At 70.3% G+C, this 15,865-nt stretch carries 13 protein-coding genes; 10 read left to right on the top strand and 3 right to left on the bottom strand.

Features of this window, described 5'->3' with window-relative positions:
• Positions 1 to 3 precede the first annotated feature (3 nt).
• The 6 genes from VQ065_RS16000 (at position 4) to VQ065_RS16025 (ending at position 7,775) form a co-directional block, all read left to right on the top strand.
• Positions 4 to 2,655: a TonB-dependent receptor gene (locus VQ065_RS16000; RefSeq protein WP_003088795.1), complete on the top strand. Its 2,652-nt coding sequence runs from the start codon at positions 4 to 6 to the stop codon at positions 2,653 to 2,655.
• Between the two features lie 12 nt (positions 2,656 to 2,667).
• Positions 2,668 to 3,747 (top strand): LLM class flavin-dependent oxidoreductase, encoded by a 1,080-nt coding sequence (locus tag VQ065_RS16005; RefSeq protein WP_014603793.1) that lies wholly within the window; start codon positions 2,668 to 2,670, stop codon positions 3,745 to 3,747.
• Positions 3,744 to 5,027 carry an MFS transporter gene (locus tag VQ065_RS16010; RefSeq protein ID WP_003088803.1) on the top strand — a complete coding sequence of 428 codons (1,284 nt, stop codon included), beginning with the start codon at positions 3,744 to 3,746 and terminating at the stop codon, positions 5,025 to 5,027. Before VQ065_RS16005 ends, VQ065_RS16010 begins: the two co-directional genes overlap by 4 nt.
• Positions 5,014 to 6,210 (top strand): MFS transporter, encoded by a 1,197-nt coding sequence (locus VQ065_RS16015; RefSeq protein ID WP_009315678.1) that lies wholly within the window; start codon positions 5,014 to 5,016, stop codon positions 6,208 to 6,210. Before VQ065_RS16010 ends, VQ065_RS16015 begins: the two co-directional genes overlap by 14 nt.
• A gap of 102 nt (positions 6,211 to 6,312) precedes the next feature.
• On the top strand, positions 6,313 to 6,822 hold the full coding sequence (locus VQ065_RS16020; RefSeq protein WP_003107976.1) for a sigma-70 family RNA polymerase sigma factor: 510 nt from the start codon (positions 6,313 to 6,315) through the stop codon (positions 6,820 to 6,822).
• Positions 6,819 to 7,775 (top strand): FecR family protein, encoded by a 957-nt coding sequence (locus tag VQ065_RS16025; protein ID WP_014603795.1) that lies wholly within the window; start codon positions 6,819 to 6,821, stop codon positions 7,773 to 7,775. Before VQ065_RS16020 ends, VQ065_RS16025 begins: the two co-directional genes overlap by 4 nt.
• A gap of 1 nt (position 7,776) precedes the next feature.
• On the opposite strand, the gene VQ065_RS16030 is transcribed toward VQ065_RS16025, so the two are convergent.
• Together VQ065_RS16030 and VQ065_RS16035 are read right to left on the bottom strand one after the other, a co-directional pair.
• On the bottom strand, positions 7,777 to 8,622 hold the full coding sequence (locus tag VQ065_RS16030; RefSeq protein WP_003088816.1) for a CmcJ/NvfI family oxidoreductase: 846 nt from the start codon (positions 8,620 to 8,622) through the stop codon (positions 7,777 to 7,779).
• Positions 8,623 to 8,770: 148 nt separating this feature from the next.
• A complete protein-coding gene (locus VQ065_RS16035) occupies positions 8,771 to 9,805 on the bottom strand; it encodes an AraC family transcriptional regulator (RefSeq protein WP_014603796.1) in 1,035 nt (344 codons plus the stop codon).
• Between the two features lie 146 nt (positions 9,806 to 9,951).
• Here VQ065_RS16035 and VQ065_RS16040 point away from each other — a divergent pair, with 146 nt between their 5' ends.
• From VQ065_RS16040 to VQ065_RS16050, 3 genes are read left to right on the top strand one after another with little or no spacing between them, the layout of a single operon-like run.
• Positions 9,952 to 11,427 carry a flavin-containing monooxygenase gene (locus VQ065_RS16040; protein WP_003088819.1) on the top strand — a complete coding sequence of 492 codons (1,476 nt, stop codon included), beginning with the start codon at positions 9,952 to 9,954 and terminating at the stop codon, positions 11,425 to 11,427.
• A gap of 10 nt (positions 11,428 to 11,437) precedes the next feature.
• Complete coding sequence (locus tag VQ065_RS16045) at positions 11,438 to 12,367, top strand: alpha/beta hydrolase (protein WP_073660191.1); 930 nt, start codon at positions 11,438 to 11,440, stop codon at positions 12,365 to 12,367.
• The gene (locus VQ065_RS16050; RefSeq protein ID WP_003088821.1) at positions 12,352 to 13,110 is read left to right on the top strand and encodes an SDR family oxidoreductase; all 759 of its coding nucleotides are present in this window, start codon (positions 12,352 to 12,354) and stop codon (positions 13,108 to 13,110) included. The genes VQ065_RS16045 and VQ065_RS16050 overlap by 16 nt, the downstream gene beginning before the upstream one ends.
• Positions 13,111 to 13,513: 403 nt before the next feature.
• Here VQ065_RS16050 and VQ065_RS16055 read toward each other — a convergent pair whose 3' ends face one another.
• Complete coding sequence (locus VQ065_RS16055; RefSeq protein WP_003088822.1) at positions 13,514 to 13,912, bottom strand: four-helix bundle copper-binding protein; 399 nt, start codon at positions 13,910 to 13,912, stop codon at positions 13,514 to 13,516.
• Between the two features lie 170 nt (positions 13,913 to 14,082).
• Here VQ065_RS16055 and VQ065_RS16060 point away from each other — a divergent pair, with 170 nt between their 5' ends.
• Positions 14,083 to 15,855 (top strand): thiamine pyrophosphate-requiring protein, encoded by a 1,773-nt coding sequence (locus VQ065_RS16060; protein WP_003088823.1) that lies wholly within the window; start codon positions 14,083 to 14,085, stop codon positions 15,853 to 15,855.
• Positions 15,856 to 15,865: the final 10 nt, after the last annotated feature.

The raw sequence follows: 15,865 nt of genomic DNA on the forward strand, positions 1-15,865 counted from the left end.
ACCATGCCCAACCCGCGTTCGCCACGTCTTCGACTCGTCCCCGTGCTCTGCGCGGTCGGCCTGGCCTGCCTCGGCCAGCCCGGCGAGTCGGCGGCAGAGGAGGTCCGCGCCACCAGCCGCGCCGAGATCCAGCGCTTCGACATCCCGGCCGGCGAACTGGCCCAGGTACTGCTGAGCATCGTCCGCCAGAGTCGCACCCCGATCGCCTTCGACCAGCACCTGGTGGAGGGCCTGCCGGCACCGGCGATCCAGGGCTCCTACAGCGTCGAGCAGGCGCTGCAGCGGGCCTTGCGGGGCAGCGGCCTGGAATACAGCCGCAGCGCCGCCGGCGTGCTCAGCCTGCAACGCGCCACGGCGCCGGATGCCGCGCTGCCGGCGGCGAAGCCCGCCGGGACCCTGGCCACGGTGGTGGTCACCGGCACCCGCAAGGCCGATGTCAAGGCCGGCGAGAGCCTGGCACCGATCGATGTGGTCAGCGCCGAGCAATTGCGCGACAGTGGCAGCGGCGACCTGCGCGACGCCCTGGTGCGCCTGCTGCCCTCGCTGTCGCGCCAGGCCCAGGCCTACAACGCTTCGGCGCTGACCAACGCGCAGTCGCTGCGCGGCCTGAGTCCCAACCACGTGCTGGTGCTGGTGAACGGCAAGCGCCGTCACGAGACCGCCAACATCAATGTCAGCGGCGGGCTGCAGAGCGGCTCCACCGGGGTCGACCTGGATACCATCCCGCTCGCCGCCATCGAGCGCATCGAGGTGCTGCGCGACGGCGCCTCGGCGCAGTACGGCTCGGATGCCATCGCCGGGGTGATCAACGTCATCCTCACGTCGGCCGACCACGGCGGCCGGCTCGCCTACGACAATGGTCGCTACGGCGATGGCGACGGCCTGACCCAGAACGGCGGGGTGAATGGCGGCCTGCGTTTCGGCGAGAGCGGTTTCCTCAACCTCAGCGCGCAGTTCCGCGAGCAGGCGCGGACCATCCGCGCCGGCATCGACCAGCGCACCGGGCGCTACGGCAACCCGTCCATCGGCGACCCTTCGCTGCACCGCCAGGCGCTGGCCTACAACGCCGGCGTGGCGCTGGACGACAACGTCGAGCTGTACAGCTTCGCCACCTATACCCATCGCTCGGTGTCCTCGGCGCAGATCTACCAGTTGCCGTCCCTGGCGCCGCGGCTCTATCCGAACGGCTTCACCCCGCGCATCACCAGCGACGAGGACGACTATTCGCTGACCCTCGGCGCCCGTGGCGGCGAGCTGTTCGGCGCCTGGGACTGGGACCTCAGCTCGACCTACGGCGCCGACCGCCCGGAGATCGGCATGGACCATTCGATCAACCTCGCCCTCTACGGCGAGACCGGCGATTCGCCGCGCTCCTTCGACCTGGCGCGCTACAAGGCCACCCAGTGGACCAACAATCTCGACCTGCGCCGCGACTTCGACCTCGCCTGGCTGCCTGCGCCGCTGAATTTCTCCTGGGGCCTGGAGCAACGCCGCGAACTCTACGAGGTCGAGGCCGGCGATCCCTGGTCCTACTACAACGGCGGTTCCAAGGCGCTCCCCGGGCAGGCGCCGGCCAGCGCCGGACAGTGGAGCCGCGACGTGCTCGGCGCCTATCTCGACCTGTCCACCGCCCTCGGCGAGGGTTGGCAACTGGAGACGGCGGCGCGCTACGAGCACTACAGCGACTTCGGCAGCACCACCAACGGCAAGCTCGCCAGCCGCTACCGCTTCAGCCCCGAGGTATCGGCGCGGGCCAGTATCAGCAGCGGCTTCCGCGCGCCGTCGCTGGCCCAGGAGAACTACACCAGCCTGGGCGTCTCGCCGACCATCGCCAGCGGCCTGCTGGCGGTCAACTCGCCGGCGGCCAGGCTGCTCGGCGCCGAGGACCTGGAGCCGGAAAAGTCGATCAGCTACAACCTCGGCCTGGTGCTCGATCCCTTGCCGGACCTGAACCTGGCCATCGACGCCTATCGCATCGAGATCCGCGACCGCATCGTCGACGGTGCCACCTATTCCGGACAGCCGGCGATCGATGCGCTGCGCGCCGGCGGGATCAGCATCCCGGCCGGACTGACCCAGGTCAGCACCCACTACATGACCAACGGCGCCGACACCCGTACCCACGGCCTCGACCTCACCGCCAGCTACCTGACCCGGCTCGGCGAGTGGGGCCGGATCGACTGGCGCCTGGGCGCCAACGTCAATCGCACGAAGCTGGTCAGGAATCATCGCGGGCGCAACGGCCAGCCGCTGCTCAACGACCAGCAGCAGGCCTGGATCACCAGTTCCACGCCGCGCAGCCAGGTCAGCCTGCAGGCCGACTGGAGCTACCGGCGCTGGGGCCTGACCCTGCGCGAAACGCGCTACAGCAAGACGGTTTCCGAACTGGACTACTACACCGGCGAGCATGCCTATTCGACCACGGTCTTCAACCGCTTCGAGAACTCGCCCAAGTACATCACCGACGTCGCCCTGCGCTATGCGGCGAGCCGCAACCTGACCCTGAGCGCCGGGGCCAACAATCTGTTCGACGTGAAGCCCGACAAGCTGCCGGCCGAGAGCGCCTACCTCGGCTTCAACCAGTACGACACCTATGCCTCGCAGATCAGCTTCAACGGCGTCTTCTACTACCTCGGCGCGGCCTACACCTTCTAAGGAGGACGAACCATGAGCATCGAACTGCGCGGCGGCGTGCGCGCCTCCGCGGTCATCGGCGACAGTGCCTTCGCCCGCCAGGCCGCGCGTTTCCTGCCGGACACCCGCAGTCGCGCGGTGAGTGCCTTCGACATCCAGCAGAAGGCCCGCCTGGAAGAGGCGGACGGCCTCGACGGCGCGCTGTTCACCGTTTCCGCTGCCTGGCCCGACCCCTGGCTGGTCGCCGGCTGGGCTTTGGCCGCGGCGCCGCGCCTGCGCGCCACCGTCGCGCACCGACCGGGGAGCGCCCAGCCGACCGTTGCCGCGCGCGCCCTGGCCACTCTCGACGGCCTGTCCAACGGGCGCGCCGGCGTACATCTGGTGATCGGCTCCAGCGACGCCGACGTGCGCCGCGACGGCGACTTCGCCGACAAGGACGAACGCTACCGGCGCGCCGTGGAGTACCTGGAGGTCTTCACCCGCGCCCTGGAAAGCCGCGACCCCTTCGACTACCACGGCGAGTTCTACCGGCTGGAGGACGCCGGCAGCGGCTTCCTGCCGATCCAGCGGCCGCGCCCGCCGCTATCCGTTGGCGGCTCCTCGGCGCAGGCACAACGCCTGGCGGTGCGCTTCGCTGACGTCTACGCCGGCCACTTCGCCAGCCCCACGCAGACCGCGGAGCTCAAGCGCAGGCTGAACGAGGAGGCGGCGGAGCAGGGCCGGCGGCTGAAGTTCTGGAAGCACTTCCAGGTGATCCTCGGCGACAGTCCGGCGGCGGCCCTGGACATCGCCGAGCACTACCGCCAGGCCGCTTTCGAACTGCTTCTGGCACGGCCCCTCGACGAACTGGCGGCATCGCCGCAGGTCGCCCGCGACGGCGAGCGCGACCGGCTCGCCCGGCTGGAGCCGGAGGCCTTGCGCGAATGGGTGGCGAATACCGTGCAGCGCAGCTTCGCCGGGGTGCTGGTGGGCAGCGTCGGCGAGGTGGCGGAACAGATCCTGGCCTTTCATCGCGCCGGCATCGAGATCGTCCAGCTCGAGGCCACCACCGAGAACGCCGAGGACATCCGCTTGCGCCGCCAACTGATCGAGCGTCTGAGGCGCGACGCATGAGCGGCGTCGCCCGCGAGGCCATGGAGGACGTCGCGCCGGCGGCGCCTGGCGTCGGCGAGTTCGGCGTGGCCAGTTGTGGGGTGCTGCTGGCCTCGGTAGTGGGGGTGATCTTCGGCCCCACCGGGCTGGTGATCAGCAGCTTTTCGCTGTTCATCGAGCCGATCGCCGCCGACCTGGACTGGGACCGTGGCCAGTCGGCACTGCCGGTGACCCTGCTGGGCCTGGCGGTAGCCCTGAGCAGCCCGCTGAAGGGCTGGCTGGTGGATCGCTGGGGCGCGCGCGCCCTGGTCCTGCCGCTGACCGCCGCGCTGGCCCTGTGCCTGGCCAGCCTGGCGCTGGCGCGCAGCGGCTGGCAGCTATACCTGCTGTTCGCGCTGCTCGGCCTGCTGACGCCGGGCAACATTCCCTATGCGCGGATTCTCGGCGGCTGGTTCGAGCGTCGTCGCGGCGCAGCCTACGGCATCCTCGGACTCGGCTTCGGCGTCGGCGGGCCACTGGCGCTGTACCTGGGCAGCGCCTGCATCGACGCCTTCGGCTGGCGTGCCACCTTCCTCGTCTATGGCCTGCTCGAAGGCCTGCTGGCGCTGCCGCTGCTCTACGCGTTGTTCCGCGAGCGGCCCGGCGACCTGCCGCAGGCGCGGCGCCCGCCAGCCGGCGCGCTGCCCGGAGCGACGCCAGGCCAGGCCTGGCGCTCGGCGGACTTCTGGCTGATCGTCGGCAACCTGATCCTCGGCGTGTTCGCCGTCACCGGCGTGATGGTGCATGGCGTGCCGCTGTTGCAGGAGCACGGCCTGTCGCGGGAGGTCGCCACCGACGTGCTGGCGGCGCTGTGGGTCGGCATGATCGTTTCGCAACCGGCGCTGGGCTACCTGCTGGACCGCTACGACACCCCGCGCATCGCCTTGCCGTTCGCCGTGCTGGCGGCTATCGGGCTGCTGCTCCTGCTCCTCGGCGGACCGCCGGCGCTGCTCTGGGGCGCGGTGTTCCTGATCGGCCTGGGCGCCGGCGGCGAGACCGGCACCACCCAGTACTTCGTCAGCCGCTACTTCGGCCTGCGCCATTTCAGCGTGATCTATGGCTCGATCCAGCCCTTCACCTTCGCCATCGCCATCAGCCTGGGGTCCTGGCTGCTGGGTTACTTCTACGACCGCGCGGACTCCTACGCGGGCTCGACGCTGGTCCTGCTCGGCGCGTTCGGCGTGGCGGCAGGGCTGCTGGTCATGCTCGGGCGCTATCGCTACGCCATCGACGGGGAGGCACGCAGCCATGGGCGAGACTGAACGGAGCAGGGCGGAGGTCGGCGTCTGGCTGCTGGCCGGACTGGCCTTCGTGGTCGGCACGGTGGAACTGGTGGTGGCCGGGGTGCTCGACGAACTGGCCGCCAGTTTCGCCGTCAGCCAGGGCCGGGCCGGGTTGCTGATGAGCCTGTACGCGCTGGTCTATGCGCTGCTCGGCCCGCTGCTGGTCTACCTCAGCGCCGGCATCGAGCGCCGCCGCCTGCTGGCCGGCGCGCTGTTGGCGTTCGTCGGCGCCAACCTGGCCAGCGCCGCCGCGCCGAGCTTCGCCCTGTTGCTGGCGAGCCGGCTGCTGGTGGCGGCCAGTGCCTCGGTCATTGTGGTGGTGGCGATCACCCTGGCGGTGGCCATCGTCGCACCGGAACGGCGCGGCCGGGCGATCGGCCTGGTGTTTGCCGGCATCGTCGCCTCACTGGTGCTGGGCGTACCGCTGGGCACCCTGATCGGCGAGTTCTGGGGTTGGCGCAGCCTGTTCCTGCTGCTCGCCGGGGTCGCGTTGCTCGGCCTGCCGCTGCTCCTGCGCCTGCTGCCGGCCATCCCCGGCGCGCCCGGCATCGCCCCGGCGGAGCAACTGCGGGCGCTGGCCCGGGGCCGGGTGCCGTTCGCCCACCTGGCATCGCTGTTGCAGATGACCGGCCAGTTCACCGTCTACACCTACATCGTGCCGTTCCTGGTCGGCAGCATGGCCCTCGACAAACCGACCATCAGCCTGGTCCTGCTGGTCTACGGGGGCGGCGGCATCCTCGGCGCGCTGCTCGGCGGACGTGCCGCCGACCGCTGGCCGGGGCCGGCCACCTTCGTCGCCTTCCTGCTCCTGCATGCACTGGCCCTGGTCCTGCTGCCGTTCGCCACCGGCGGCCTGCCGCTGCTGCTGGGCGCGGTGGTGTTCTGGTGCGTGTTCAACATGGCGCCGGGGCCGGCGATCCAGAAATACCTGGTGGAACTCAGCCCGGACACCGCGGCGATCCAGATCAGCCTCAACACCAGCGCGATCCAGCTCGGCGTGGCCCTGGGCGCCTTCATCGGCGCGATCCTGGTGGACCAGGTGGCGGTGCGCGCGCTCCCCTGGTGGGGCGCCGCGCTGATCCTCGGCGCCGCCGCCTGCGGCTGGCTGTCCGCGCAGCGGCCGGCGGCGGGCACGGCGGACTGCCGGGAGCGCCTCGATTGATTCCCTACCGCGCGCCACGGGAACAGCCCCGGGCGCCGTTCCTCAACCTCCAGGCTCACTACCGCTATCCGTGGCGTGGCCTGCCAGCAGCGAACGCTTACCATGGATAGCCAAGGCTCCATCAAGAACACCCTGATCGCCCAGTTGTTCCAGCAGAACTACGACTGGCTGTGCAAGAAGCTGTCCTACCAGACCGGCTGTAGCCACAGCGCCGAAGACCTCGCCGCCGAGGCCTTCCTGCAGGTCTGGATGCTCCCCGACCCGGCGTCGATCCGCTCGCCGCGGGCGTTCCTCGCGACCATCGCGCAACGCCTGATGTACGAGAGCTGGCGGCGCAAGGACCTGGAGCGCGCCTACCTGCAGATCCTCGCCGAGGCGCCGGAGGCGGTGCAGCCGTCGCCTCACGAGCAGTGGATGCTGATCGAGAGCCTGCAAGCCATCGACCGCCTGCTCGACGGCCTGTCCGGGCAGGCCCGCGCAGTGTTCCTGATGAGTCAGCTGGAAGGCCTGACCTACGTGCAGATCGGCGAACGCCTCGGATTGTCCCTGGGGCGCATCCACCAGTTGATGAAGGATGCCTTGCACTGCTGCTACCGGGGATTCCAGGAATGAGCGAGAAGCCGGAACGGCAACGCATCGTCGAGGAGGCCATCGAATGGATGGTGCGCCTGCAATCCGGCGACTTCAGCGCCGCCGAGGGCGATGCCCTGGAACGCTGGAAGGCGCTGTCGAGCGAGCATGCCGAGGTGTTCCGGCAACTGCTTGGCAGCCTCGCGCCGCTACAGGACTCGCCCTGGCGCGGCCAGCCGAGCGCTACCGTGCTGCGCGCCCTGGAGCAGCCGTCGAGCCGCCGGCGCTTCGTCGGCGGCGCCCTCGGGCTGTTCGTCCTGCTCGCCGGCGGCGCCGGCCTGGAGCGCTGGGTCCAGGCCGGCATGGGCCTGCCCGGCGAACTGGCGACCGGCACCGGCGAGCGCCGCGACTGGTTGCTGGCCGACGGCAGCCGCCTGCGCCTGAACGCGCGGAGCAAGGCGCGGCCGCTGTTCGACGGCACCCAGCGACGCCTGGAACTGCGGCGCGGCGCGTTGCGCCTGGAAGTGAAGGAGGACCCGCGCGGCACCTTCGCCCTCGACTGCGCCTCCGGACGGGTGGACTGCGCCAGCGGCAGCCTGCTGCTTGCCGAGGAGCGCGGGGCGATCCGCCTGGTGACCCTGCGCGGCAGCGCGCGGCTGACCACCGGCGAGGGACGCCAACTGGTGGTGGCGGCACGGCGCAGCCTGCTGTTCGATGCCGGCGGCCTGCTCGAACAGGGCCCGATGCAGGCCGGAGAGGACGCCTGGGCCAGCGGCTGGCTGGAGGTCCACGACCGTTCCCTGGCCTGGGTCGCGGAGGCCTTCCGGCCCTATCTGCCAGGCATCCTCCAGCTCGACGCGGAGATCGCCGGCAACCGCGTCAGCGGTCTGTTCCCGCTGGACGACATGCACACGTCCCTGGACATGCTCGGGCGCAGCCTGCCGATCCGCGTGCTGCGCTACAGCGACTACTGGATCAGCCTGCGCCCCGCCTGACTCATTCGTCGAAGAACAGCAGGCAACGCAGTTCGATACTCTGCCGCGGCGGCGCATCGGCCGGGGTGCAGGGATCGTCGAAGGCGGTGTGCGCGCCGAGGCGGGCCTGCGCGTCCTCCCGCGAATCGTAGATCTTCAGCAGCAGCGCTTCCTCCGGCAGCAGGTGCGGGTAGTAGTACCAGCGGTGCTCCGGGTTGGGCTTGACCGAGTAGGTTTCGCCCACCTTGTCGCGGTACACCAGGTCACTGGCCACCAGGTCGTCGAACGCCAGGCTGCGGGCGTCCAGCAACGCCAGCGGCGCGCGCTGCGCCGGGTGGCCGAACGGACGCCACAGGTTGACGATCTGGAAGCGTCCGGCCAGGCGCCGTTCGGCGCGTTCCGCCGGCAGGTGATCGCGGACCCGGCGCGGCGCCGAGCGCAGGGTCTGGTCGTTGTGCACGTAGCGCACCGGTTCGCGCAGGCCGCGTTCTTCGCGCCCGGCCTGGTCGACGCGCACCGTGTGGTCGAAGATCACCGCCTCGGCGGCGCCGGTCAGGCGGCGGAGCAGGGCGATGCTTTCCGGGTAGTAGCGTTCACGAACCTGGGCTTCATCCTCGAAATCGCCCACCGCGCTCGCCTCGCGCACCAGTTGGAAACCCTCGCGCTCCAGGCTGGCCGGTTGCGCCAGCAGACGCGCATTGCGGATCGCCACCCGGGTCGGCTGCAACAGCGCGCTGCGCTGCGGCGTCCCGGCGGGGGCCGGATAGGTGTAGGCGACCGGCCGTTGGCCGTTGTCGCGGATATAGTTGACCTCGGCCTCGACCTGCTCCGGCGCGTGCGCCGGCCATGCGTGTTGCTGGCAACCCATGTGTCGTTCTCCCGTTGCCAGCGGAGATGCCTCCGCTGCCGCGCCGCCGGATGCCGCGCGTGAACGGCCAATCTAGCCGCTGGCAGGCGGCGGCGAAACGAACATCGAGCGCTGGCGTCCTGCCTTCGTGGAATAAGCCCGGAGCGGCTCAGGGCATCGCGCCGAGTCGTCGCCGCTGGCGATACTGGCGCGGCGTCATGCCTTTCCAGCGCCTGAAGGCGTGGATGAAGTTGGACACCTCGCCGTAGCCGAGGCGCTCGGCGATCTCCTCCAGGCGGATCGCGCCGGTGGCCAGCAGCTCTTCGGCGAGGGCCTGGCGCACCTCGTCGAGCAACAGGCGGTAGCTGCTGCCCTCGTCGTCCAGGCGGCGACGCAGGGTACGCACGGTGAGGTGCAGTTCCATGGCTAGGGTCTGCATGTCCGGCAAGTGGCCGGGCGTCCTCAGCAAGCGGTCGCGGATGCGTCCGGCCAGGCCGCCGCGCACCTGGCGGCGGGCGAGCAGGGCGCGGCACTGCTCCTCGCAGGCGCGCGCCACCTCGAGGTTGGCGCCGGGCAGCGGGAGGTCGAGGAAATGCCGCTCGAAGACCACCCGGTTATCCGCCTGGCCGAACGCCGGGCACAGGCCCAGCTCGCGCACGTAGGGCGTGGGGTCGGCGGGCGGCGGGCGGCGGAAGCCGGCGCGGAGGATCGGCAGGCGCTGCCCGGTGAGGTCGCGCTGGATGCGCAGCACGCCACCGGCGTCGCGTTCGAGGAGGAAAATCCGCAGGTCCTCGGGAATGCCGGTGTCGTCGAGCACCAGGTGCGCTTCGTCGCCGTGTACCTCCAGGCGGATGCCATGGAAGGCGAAGGTCAGGTCGAGGTAGCGCAGGCCCAGTTGCGCGGCGCTGAGGAAGGTCGGGCTGCTGAGCAGGGCGAAGCCCCAGATGCCATAGGCGTTGAGGTGATAGCGCAGGCCTGCCGCCAGGCCCGGCGCGCAGGCGTCGCCCAGGTGCCGGACCAGGTTGCGCACGACGCTCAGTTCCTGGGCCGCGTCGATTTCCCCGGAGGGATCGCCGAGCAGGCGAATATCCAGGCCGCTACCCGCCAGGCACTGCTCCAGGCCGAGGCCGCGGTCGATGCCGAACTGGATCAGCAGGTGCGCGCTGATGGCGCTGCGGCGGGGAGACCAGGGCGGAGTGGGCATGGCGGCGTCCGGGGTTGACCGAAAATCACAACTTTATGTCCGGCCCGGCCATAACGCCAGTCGCCCCGGCGAACTAGGATGCTGCCATCTGCCGCTGGGCGGAATCGCGCCGGACGGCGTGGCAAGCAACAAACGGGAGCACAACAATGCACAACGAGTCCCGCCTTGAAGCCCCCTTGCGGGTGCTGGTGGTCGGCGCCGGCTTTGCCGGTCTCGGCCTGGCGATCCGCCTGCGACAGGCAGGCATCGACGATTACCTGATCCTGGAAAAGGCCGCCGACGTCGGCGGTTGCTGGCGGGAAAACCGCTACCCGGGCGCCGCCTGCGACGTCCCCTCGCATCTCTACTCGTTTTCCTTCGAGCCGAAGGCCGACTGGTCGCGCAAGTTCGCCCCGCAGGCGGAAATCCTCGACTACCTGCGGCATTGCGCGGACAAGTACCGTCTGCGCGAGAAGATCCGTTTCCACTGCGAGGTGGAGGAGGCCCGCTTCGACGCCGGCAGCGGCGAATGGCAAGTACGCTGCGGCGATGGCCAGACGCTGCGCGCACGGGCCCTGGTCTGCGCCACCGGCCAGTTGAGCCGGCCGCTGCTGCCGCGCCTGCCCGGCCTGGAGCGCTTCCAGGGTCCGGCGTTCCACTCGGCGAACTGGGACGCCGAGGTCGAGCTGGCCGGCAAGCGGGTCGCGGTGATCGGCACCGGAGCCAGCGCCATCCAGTTCGTCCCGCGGATCGCCCCGCAGGTGCGGCGCCTGTCGCTGTTCCAGCGCAGCGCGCCTTACGTGATCGCCAAGCCGGATCGCGCCTACGCCGACTGGGAACGCCGCCTGAAGGCGCGCTGGCCGTGGCTGCAACGTCTGGATCGGGGGCTCAAGTACCTGCACCACGAATCGCGGATGCTCGCCTTCGCGACCTTCCCGGCGCTGATGAAGGTGATGCGGCTGAGCTTCCGTCGCCACCTGCACCGGCAGATCGCCGATCCGCAACTGCGCGCGCGGCTGGTCCCCGACTACCCACTGGGCTGCAAGCGCATCCTGATCAGCAACGACTATTACCCGGCGCTGGCCAGGAGCAATGTCGAACTGGTCGACACGGGCATCCGCGAAGTCACCGAAGACGCCGTGGTCGGCCGTGACGGCCGCCGGCACGAGGTCGACGCGATCATCTTCGGCACCGGCTTCGCCGCCACCGAATTCCTCGCCCCGATGCGCATCCTCGGCCTCGACGGACGCGACCTGCGGCAGGCCTGGGCGGATGGCGCGGAAGCCTACAAGGGCATCAGCGTCAGCGGCTTCCCCAACCTGTTCATCCTCTACGGGCCGAACACCAACCTCGGCCACAACTCCATCGTCTACATGCTGGAAAGCCAGTTCCCCTACGTGCTCGGCTGCCTGCGCCAGCTCCAGGCGCAGGGCCTGCGCTACCTCGACGTGAAGCCCGAGGTCCAGCGGCGTTTCAACCTGGAGGTGCAACAGGGGTTGCGCCACACCGTCTGGGAGCGTGGCTGCGACAGTTGGTACAAGACCGCCGCCGGCAAGAACACCAACAACTGGCCGGGCTACACCTTCGTCTATCGCTGGCGTACGCGCCGGCCGGAGCTTGCCGACTATGACCTGGCCCGCTGAAGCGCCCCTGATGTCGCCGCCGCAACGCCTGCGCGCCGGTCTCCTGCGCGGCTGCCTGCGCCTGTTGTTCCGCGGGCTGGTTCGTCCGCCCATGCCAGTGGCGCTGCAACGCGGCGTGCTGCGTGGGCTGAGCCTGGCGACGCGGAACGCCGGCGGCGTCGTCCGCGAGCGCCGCAGCCTCGCCGGCGTGCCCTGCGAGTGGTTGCGGCCGCGCGGGGTGGAGGCGCGGCGCCGGGTGCTCTACCTGCACGGCGGCGCCTACCTGATCGGCTCGCCGGCGACCCACCGGGCGATCACCACGCACCTGGCCCGGCGCTGCGCCGCCGAGGTTTGCGCGGTGGACTACCGGCGTGCCCCGGAACATCCGTTCCCCGCCGCCCGCGACGACGCCCTGGCGGTCTACCTGGCATTGCTGGAGGCCGGCCATTCGCCGCGCCGACTGCTGCTCGCCGGTGACTCGGCGGGCGGCCACCTGGCGCTGTCCCTGGCCCTGGAGCTGAAGGCGCGCGGCTTGCCGTTGCCGGCCGGGTTGCTGCTGTTCTCGCCCTGGACCGACCTCAGCTGCCAGCGCCTGCACACGCCAGCGGCCGGCGACCCGCTGCTGTCGCGGGCCTGGCTGGAAAGCGCGGTGCGCCTGCTGCTGCCGGCCGACGCGGAGCCAGGCTCGGCCGCCCTGTCGCCGCTGCATGCCGACCTGGCGGGGCTGCCGCCGCTGCTGGTACAGGTCGGCGAGGACGAACTGCTGCGCGACGACAGCCTGCGCCTGGCGCAACGGGCCGGCGAGCAGGGCGTCGCGGTGCGATTGCAGCGCTACGCCGGTTGCTGGCACGTGTTCCAGGCCCATGCCGGCGTGCTGGCCAGCGCCGACCGGGCGTTGGACGAGGCGGCGGCGTTCGTCGTCGAATGCAGCGCGGAGGGCGGCCAGTGCAGAACATCCTGATCAGCGGTGCCGCCTCCGGGATCGGCGCCGCCAGCGCGCGACTGTTCCACCGCCGGGGCTGGCGGGTCGGTTTGCTGGACATCGATGCCGAGGCGTTGCGCGGCTTGGCCGCGCAACTGCCGGGCGCCTGGCAGCGTGCCGTGGACGTCAGCGAGCCCGACGCGGTCGGCGAGGCGCTTGCGCAGTTCTGTGCCGATGGCCGCCTGCGCCTGCTGTTCAACTGCGCCGGCATCCTGCGTTTCGGTCGCTTCGAAGAGGTCGCCCTGGAGGACCACGCGCGGTTGCTGGCGATCAACCTGCAAGGCGTCCTCAACTGCTGTCACGCGGCCTTTCCGTTCCTGCGCGCGACGCCGCAGGCGCAGGTACTCAACATGGGCTCGGCATCGGGGCTTTATGGCGTACCGGAGATGGCCGTCTACTCGGCTTCGAAGTTCGCCGTGCGCGGGCTCACCGAGGCGCTGGAGCTGGAATGGCGCCGCCACGGGATTCGCGTCGCCGACCTGATGCCGCCGTTCGTCCGCACGCCGATGGTCGCCGGGCAGACCTACCGACCGCCGGTGTTGCGTCGCCTGGGGCTGAGACTGGACGCCGAGGATATCGCCGAGGCGGCCTGGCGGCAGGCGCACAGCCGGCGGGTACACCGGCCGGTGGGCGGGTTGTTCACGGCGCTGTACTGGGCTGGGCAGTTGTCTCCGCCGTGGGTGAACCGGGCGGTGATGGCGTGGTTGTCGCGGGACGAATAGGCACTTGCGTTTATCCGCCGCTTATCCGGGGTATTGGCGGATACCGCCTGTGGCGGTATTCGCCCTACAGGCCTCCGGAAACGCCGGCTGCCGCTCCAGCTCCGTAGGGCGAATAACCGCTCGCGGTTATCCGCCGCTTATCCGCGACATCGGCGGATAACGCCCGTGGCGTTATTCGCCCTACGGATCAGGACTTCGAAATGAACTCCTCTCTCAGGCTCATGGCGTCTCTCGTGGTCTTTCTCCGGCAACTCCGCACACCTGTCCGCTATGTCTCCGGTCCGTACAGACGCTTGCAAAAGGGGCTCGCCTGGGAAGGCGAAACGAGAAGCCGGGGCAGGCAAGGAAATCAGCTTGCCCAGCACATTCAGACTCAAGACCACGACGGCAGAAATGGCCAGCCTCAGGCCGGCAACAATGGCCGGCAGGCCTCGACGAAGCGCCGGCAGGCACCCGCACATTCGCGCTCCAGCGGCTCGTCGCCATCGCAACGCTCCGCGCATGCCAGGGCATAGCGCGCCGCCAGCTCGCAGGCGGCCGGCGCCCATGGGCTGCGGCGCTCCAGCAGCAGGGCAGCGAGGCGGCAGAGGTCGGCGCAGTCGCCGGCGTGCTGGCGTTGTTCCCTGCTGGACTCGATGCAGAGCGCCAGGTAGCGCTCGCACGCGCGGATGCAGGCCTGGGCTGCGAGCCGGCAGCGCTCTTCCGGCGCCTGGGCGGCGGCACCGCCGAGCAGGGCGTCGGCGTCGGTTTCCAGCAGGGAACCGGGGTCTTCGTTTCCGGGATCGTTGATGGCGCGGGTCATGGCGGCACCTCCTGGCGATTGCGCCCATGCGGGCCCTGTCCCTTGGGCCGGTCGCCCGCGCCGACAGTTCAGTCGATTTCGCCGTCGGCACCGCCGCTCGATTGCCTTGAACCCTCGCCTGCGGCGCCAGTCCTCACTGGTACGACCCCAGACACGACCAGGAGGCGAGAATGTCCAGCACGGTTGCCGATCAATTGCTCGAACGCTTGAGCCAGTGGGGGGTGAAGCGCGTCTTCGGCTACCCCGGCGATGGCATCAACGGGATCATGGGCGCCATGGGCCGGCGCGCCGAGGCATTCGACTATATCCGCGTGCGCCACGAGGAGATGGCGGCCTTCATGGCCGGCGCCCACGCCAAGTTCACCGGAGAGGTCGGGGTGTGCCTCGCCACCTCGGGGCCGGGCGCGATCCACCTGCTGAACGGGCTCTACGACGCGCGCATGGATCATCAGCCGGTGCTGGCCATCGTCGGCCAGCAGGCGGCTACCGCGCTGGGCAGCGACTACCAGCAGGAAGTCGATCTGCAGAGCTTGTTCAAGGACGTTTCCGCCTATGTCGAGACCGTGGTCAGCCCGGCACAACTGCTCCATGTGCTGGACCGAGCCCTGCGCGTGGCGGTCGGCGAGCGGCAGGTGGCGACGGTGATCGTGCCCAACGACGTGCAACAGATGGCGGCCCCGAAGCGCCAGCCCCACGAGCACGGCCACGTGATGTCGGCGGTGGGCTTCGTCCAGCCGCGACCCTACGCGCGCGACGCCGACCTGGAAGCCGCCGCGGCGATCCTCAATCGCGGCCGGCGCGTGGCGATCCTCGCCGGTGCCGGGGCCCTGGGCGCGCACCGGCAACTGGAAGCGGTCGCCGAGCGCCTGGCCGCCGGAGTGGCCAAGGCGCTCCTGGGCAAGGCGGCGGTTTCCGACGACCTGCCGTACGTGACCGGCTCCATCGGTCTGCTCGGCACCCGCGCCAGCAGCATGCTGATGGAGCATTGCGACACCCTGCTGATCGTCGGCAGCACTTTCCCCTACAGCGAGTTCCTACCCAAGGCCGGCCAGGCGCGGGCGGTGCAGATCGACCTGTATCCGCGCAACATCGGTATCCGCTATCCGATCGATCAGGCCTTGCTCGGCGATGCAGGGGAAACCCTGGAGCGCCTGCTGCCGCTGCTCGAGCAGAAAAAGCACGGCGCCTGGCGCCGCCGGGTCGAGCGGGCGGTGACGGCCAGTCGCGAGGAAGCCCGGCGCCAGGCCGAAGAGCCAGCCGACCCGATCAACCCGCAGCGGGTATTCCGTTCCTTGTCGGAGCAACTGCCGGACGATGCGATTCTCTGCGGCGACAGCGGCTCGCATACCAACTGGTACGCCCGCGACATCCGCATGCGCCCGGGCATGCTCGGCTCGCTGTCGGGCAAGCTGGCGACCATGGGCAGCGGCGTGCCCTACGCCATCGCCGCCAAGCTCGCCTATCCGCAGCGGCCGGTGGTGGCGATGGTCGGCGACGGCGCCATGCAGATGAACGGCAACGCCGAACTGGTCACCGTGCAGCAGTACTGGCAGCGCTGGGACTCGCCGACCTTCATCGTGCTGGTGCTGAACAACGGCGATCTCAACCAGGTGACCTGGGAGCAGCGTGCCCTGGCCGGCGACCCGGAGTTCAGCCCGGCGCAGGAAGTGATCGATTTCCCCTACGCGCGTTATGCGGACATGCTCGGCTTCAAGGGCATCCGCGTGGATCGCCCGGAGGATATCGACGCCGCCTGGGCCGAGGCCTTCGCCGCCGACCGCCCGGTGTTGCTGGAGGTGGTCACCGACCCGAACGTGCCGCCGCTGCCGCCGCACATCAGTTTCGAGCAGGCCAAGCACCTGCTTGGCGCCATGCTGCAGGACGATCCCAAGCGCTGGGGGGTGATTCGCCAGAGCGCCCGGCAGGTCCTCGCGCGGCACTGAGCAAGGCGGT

Origin of the sequence: Pseudomonas sp. KBN10P06128 (assembly GCF_037574945.1) — a bacterium.
Classification (GTDB): domain Bacteria; phylum Pseudomonadota; class Gammaproteobacteria; order Pseudomonadales; family Pseudomonadaceae; genus Pseudomonas; species Pseudomonas aeruginosa.

What these genes read in the sequence shown, in the direction of transcription:
- VQ065_RS16000 (WP_003088795.1), top strand. Translation starts at nt 4, where the DNA reads ATGCCCAACCCGCGTTCGCCACGTCTTCGACTCGTCCCCGTGCTCTGC.
- VQ065_RS16005 (WP_014603793.1), top strand. Translation starts at nt 2,668, where the DNA reads ATGAGCATCGAACTGCGCGGCGGCGTGCGCGCCTCCGCGGTCATCGGC.
- VQ065_RS16010 (WP_003088803.1), top strand. Translation starts at nt 3,744, where the DNA reads ATGAGCGGCGTCGCCCGCGAGGCCATGGAGGACGTCGCGCCGGCGGCG.
- VQ065_RS16015 (WP_009315678.1), top strand. Translation starts at nt 5,014, where the DNA reads ATGGGCGAGACTGAACGGAGCAGGGCGGAGGTCGGCGTCTGGCTGCTG.
- VQ065_RS16020 (WP_003107976.1), top strand. Translation starts at nt 6,313, where the DNA reads ATGGATAGCCAAGGCTCCATCAAGAACACCCTGATCGCCCAGTTGTTC.
- VQ065_RS16025 (WP_014603795.1), top strand. Translation starts at nt 6,819, where the DNA reads ATGAGCGAGAAGCCGGAACGGCAACGCATCGTCGAGGAGGCCATCGAA.
- VQ065_RS16030 (WP_003088816.1), bottom strand. Translation starts at nt 8,622, where the DNA reads ATGGGTTGCCAGCAACACGCATGGCCGGCGCACGCGCCGGAGCAGGTC.
- VQ065_RS16035 (WP_014603796.1), bottom strand. Translation starts at nt 9,805, where the DNA reads ATGCCCACTCCGCCCTGGTCTCCCCGCCGCAGCGCCATCAGCGCGCAC.
- VQ065_RS16040 (WP_003088819.1), top strand. Translation starts at nt 9,952, where the DNA reads ATGCACAACGAGTCCCGCCTTGAAGCCCCCTTGCGGGTGCTGGTGGTC.
- VQ065_RS16045 (WP_073660191.1), top strand. Translation starts at nt 11,438, where the DNA reads ATGTCGCCGCCGCAACGCCTGCGCGCCGGTCTCCTGCGCGGCTGCCTG.
- VQ065_RS16055 (WP_003088822.1), bottom strand. Translation starts at nt 13,912, where the DNA reads ATGACCCGCGCCATCAACGATCCCGGAAACGAAGACCCCGGTTCCCTG.
- VQ065_RS16060 (WP_003088823.1), top strand. Translation starts at nt 14,083, where the DNA reads ATGTCCAGCACGGTTGCCGATCAATTGCTCGAACGCTTGAGCCAGTGG.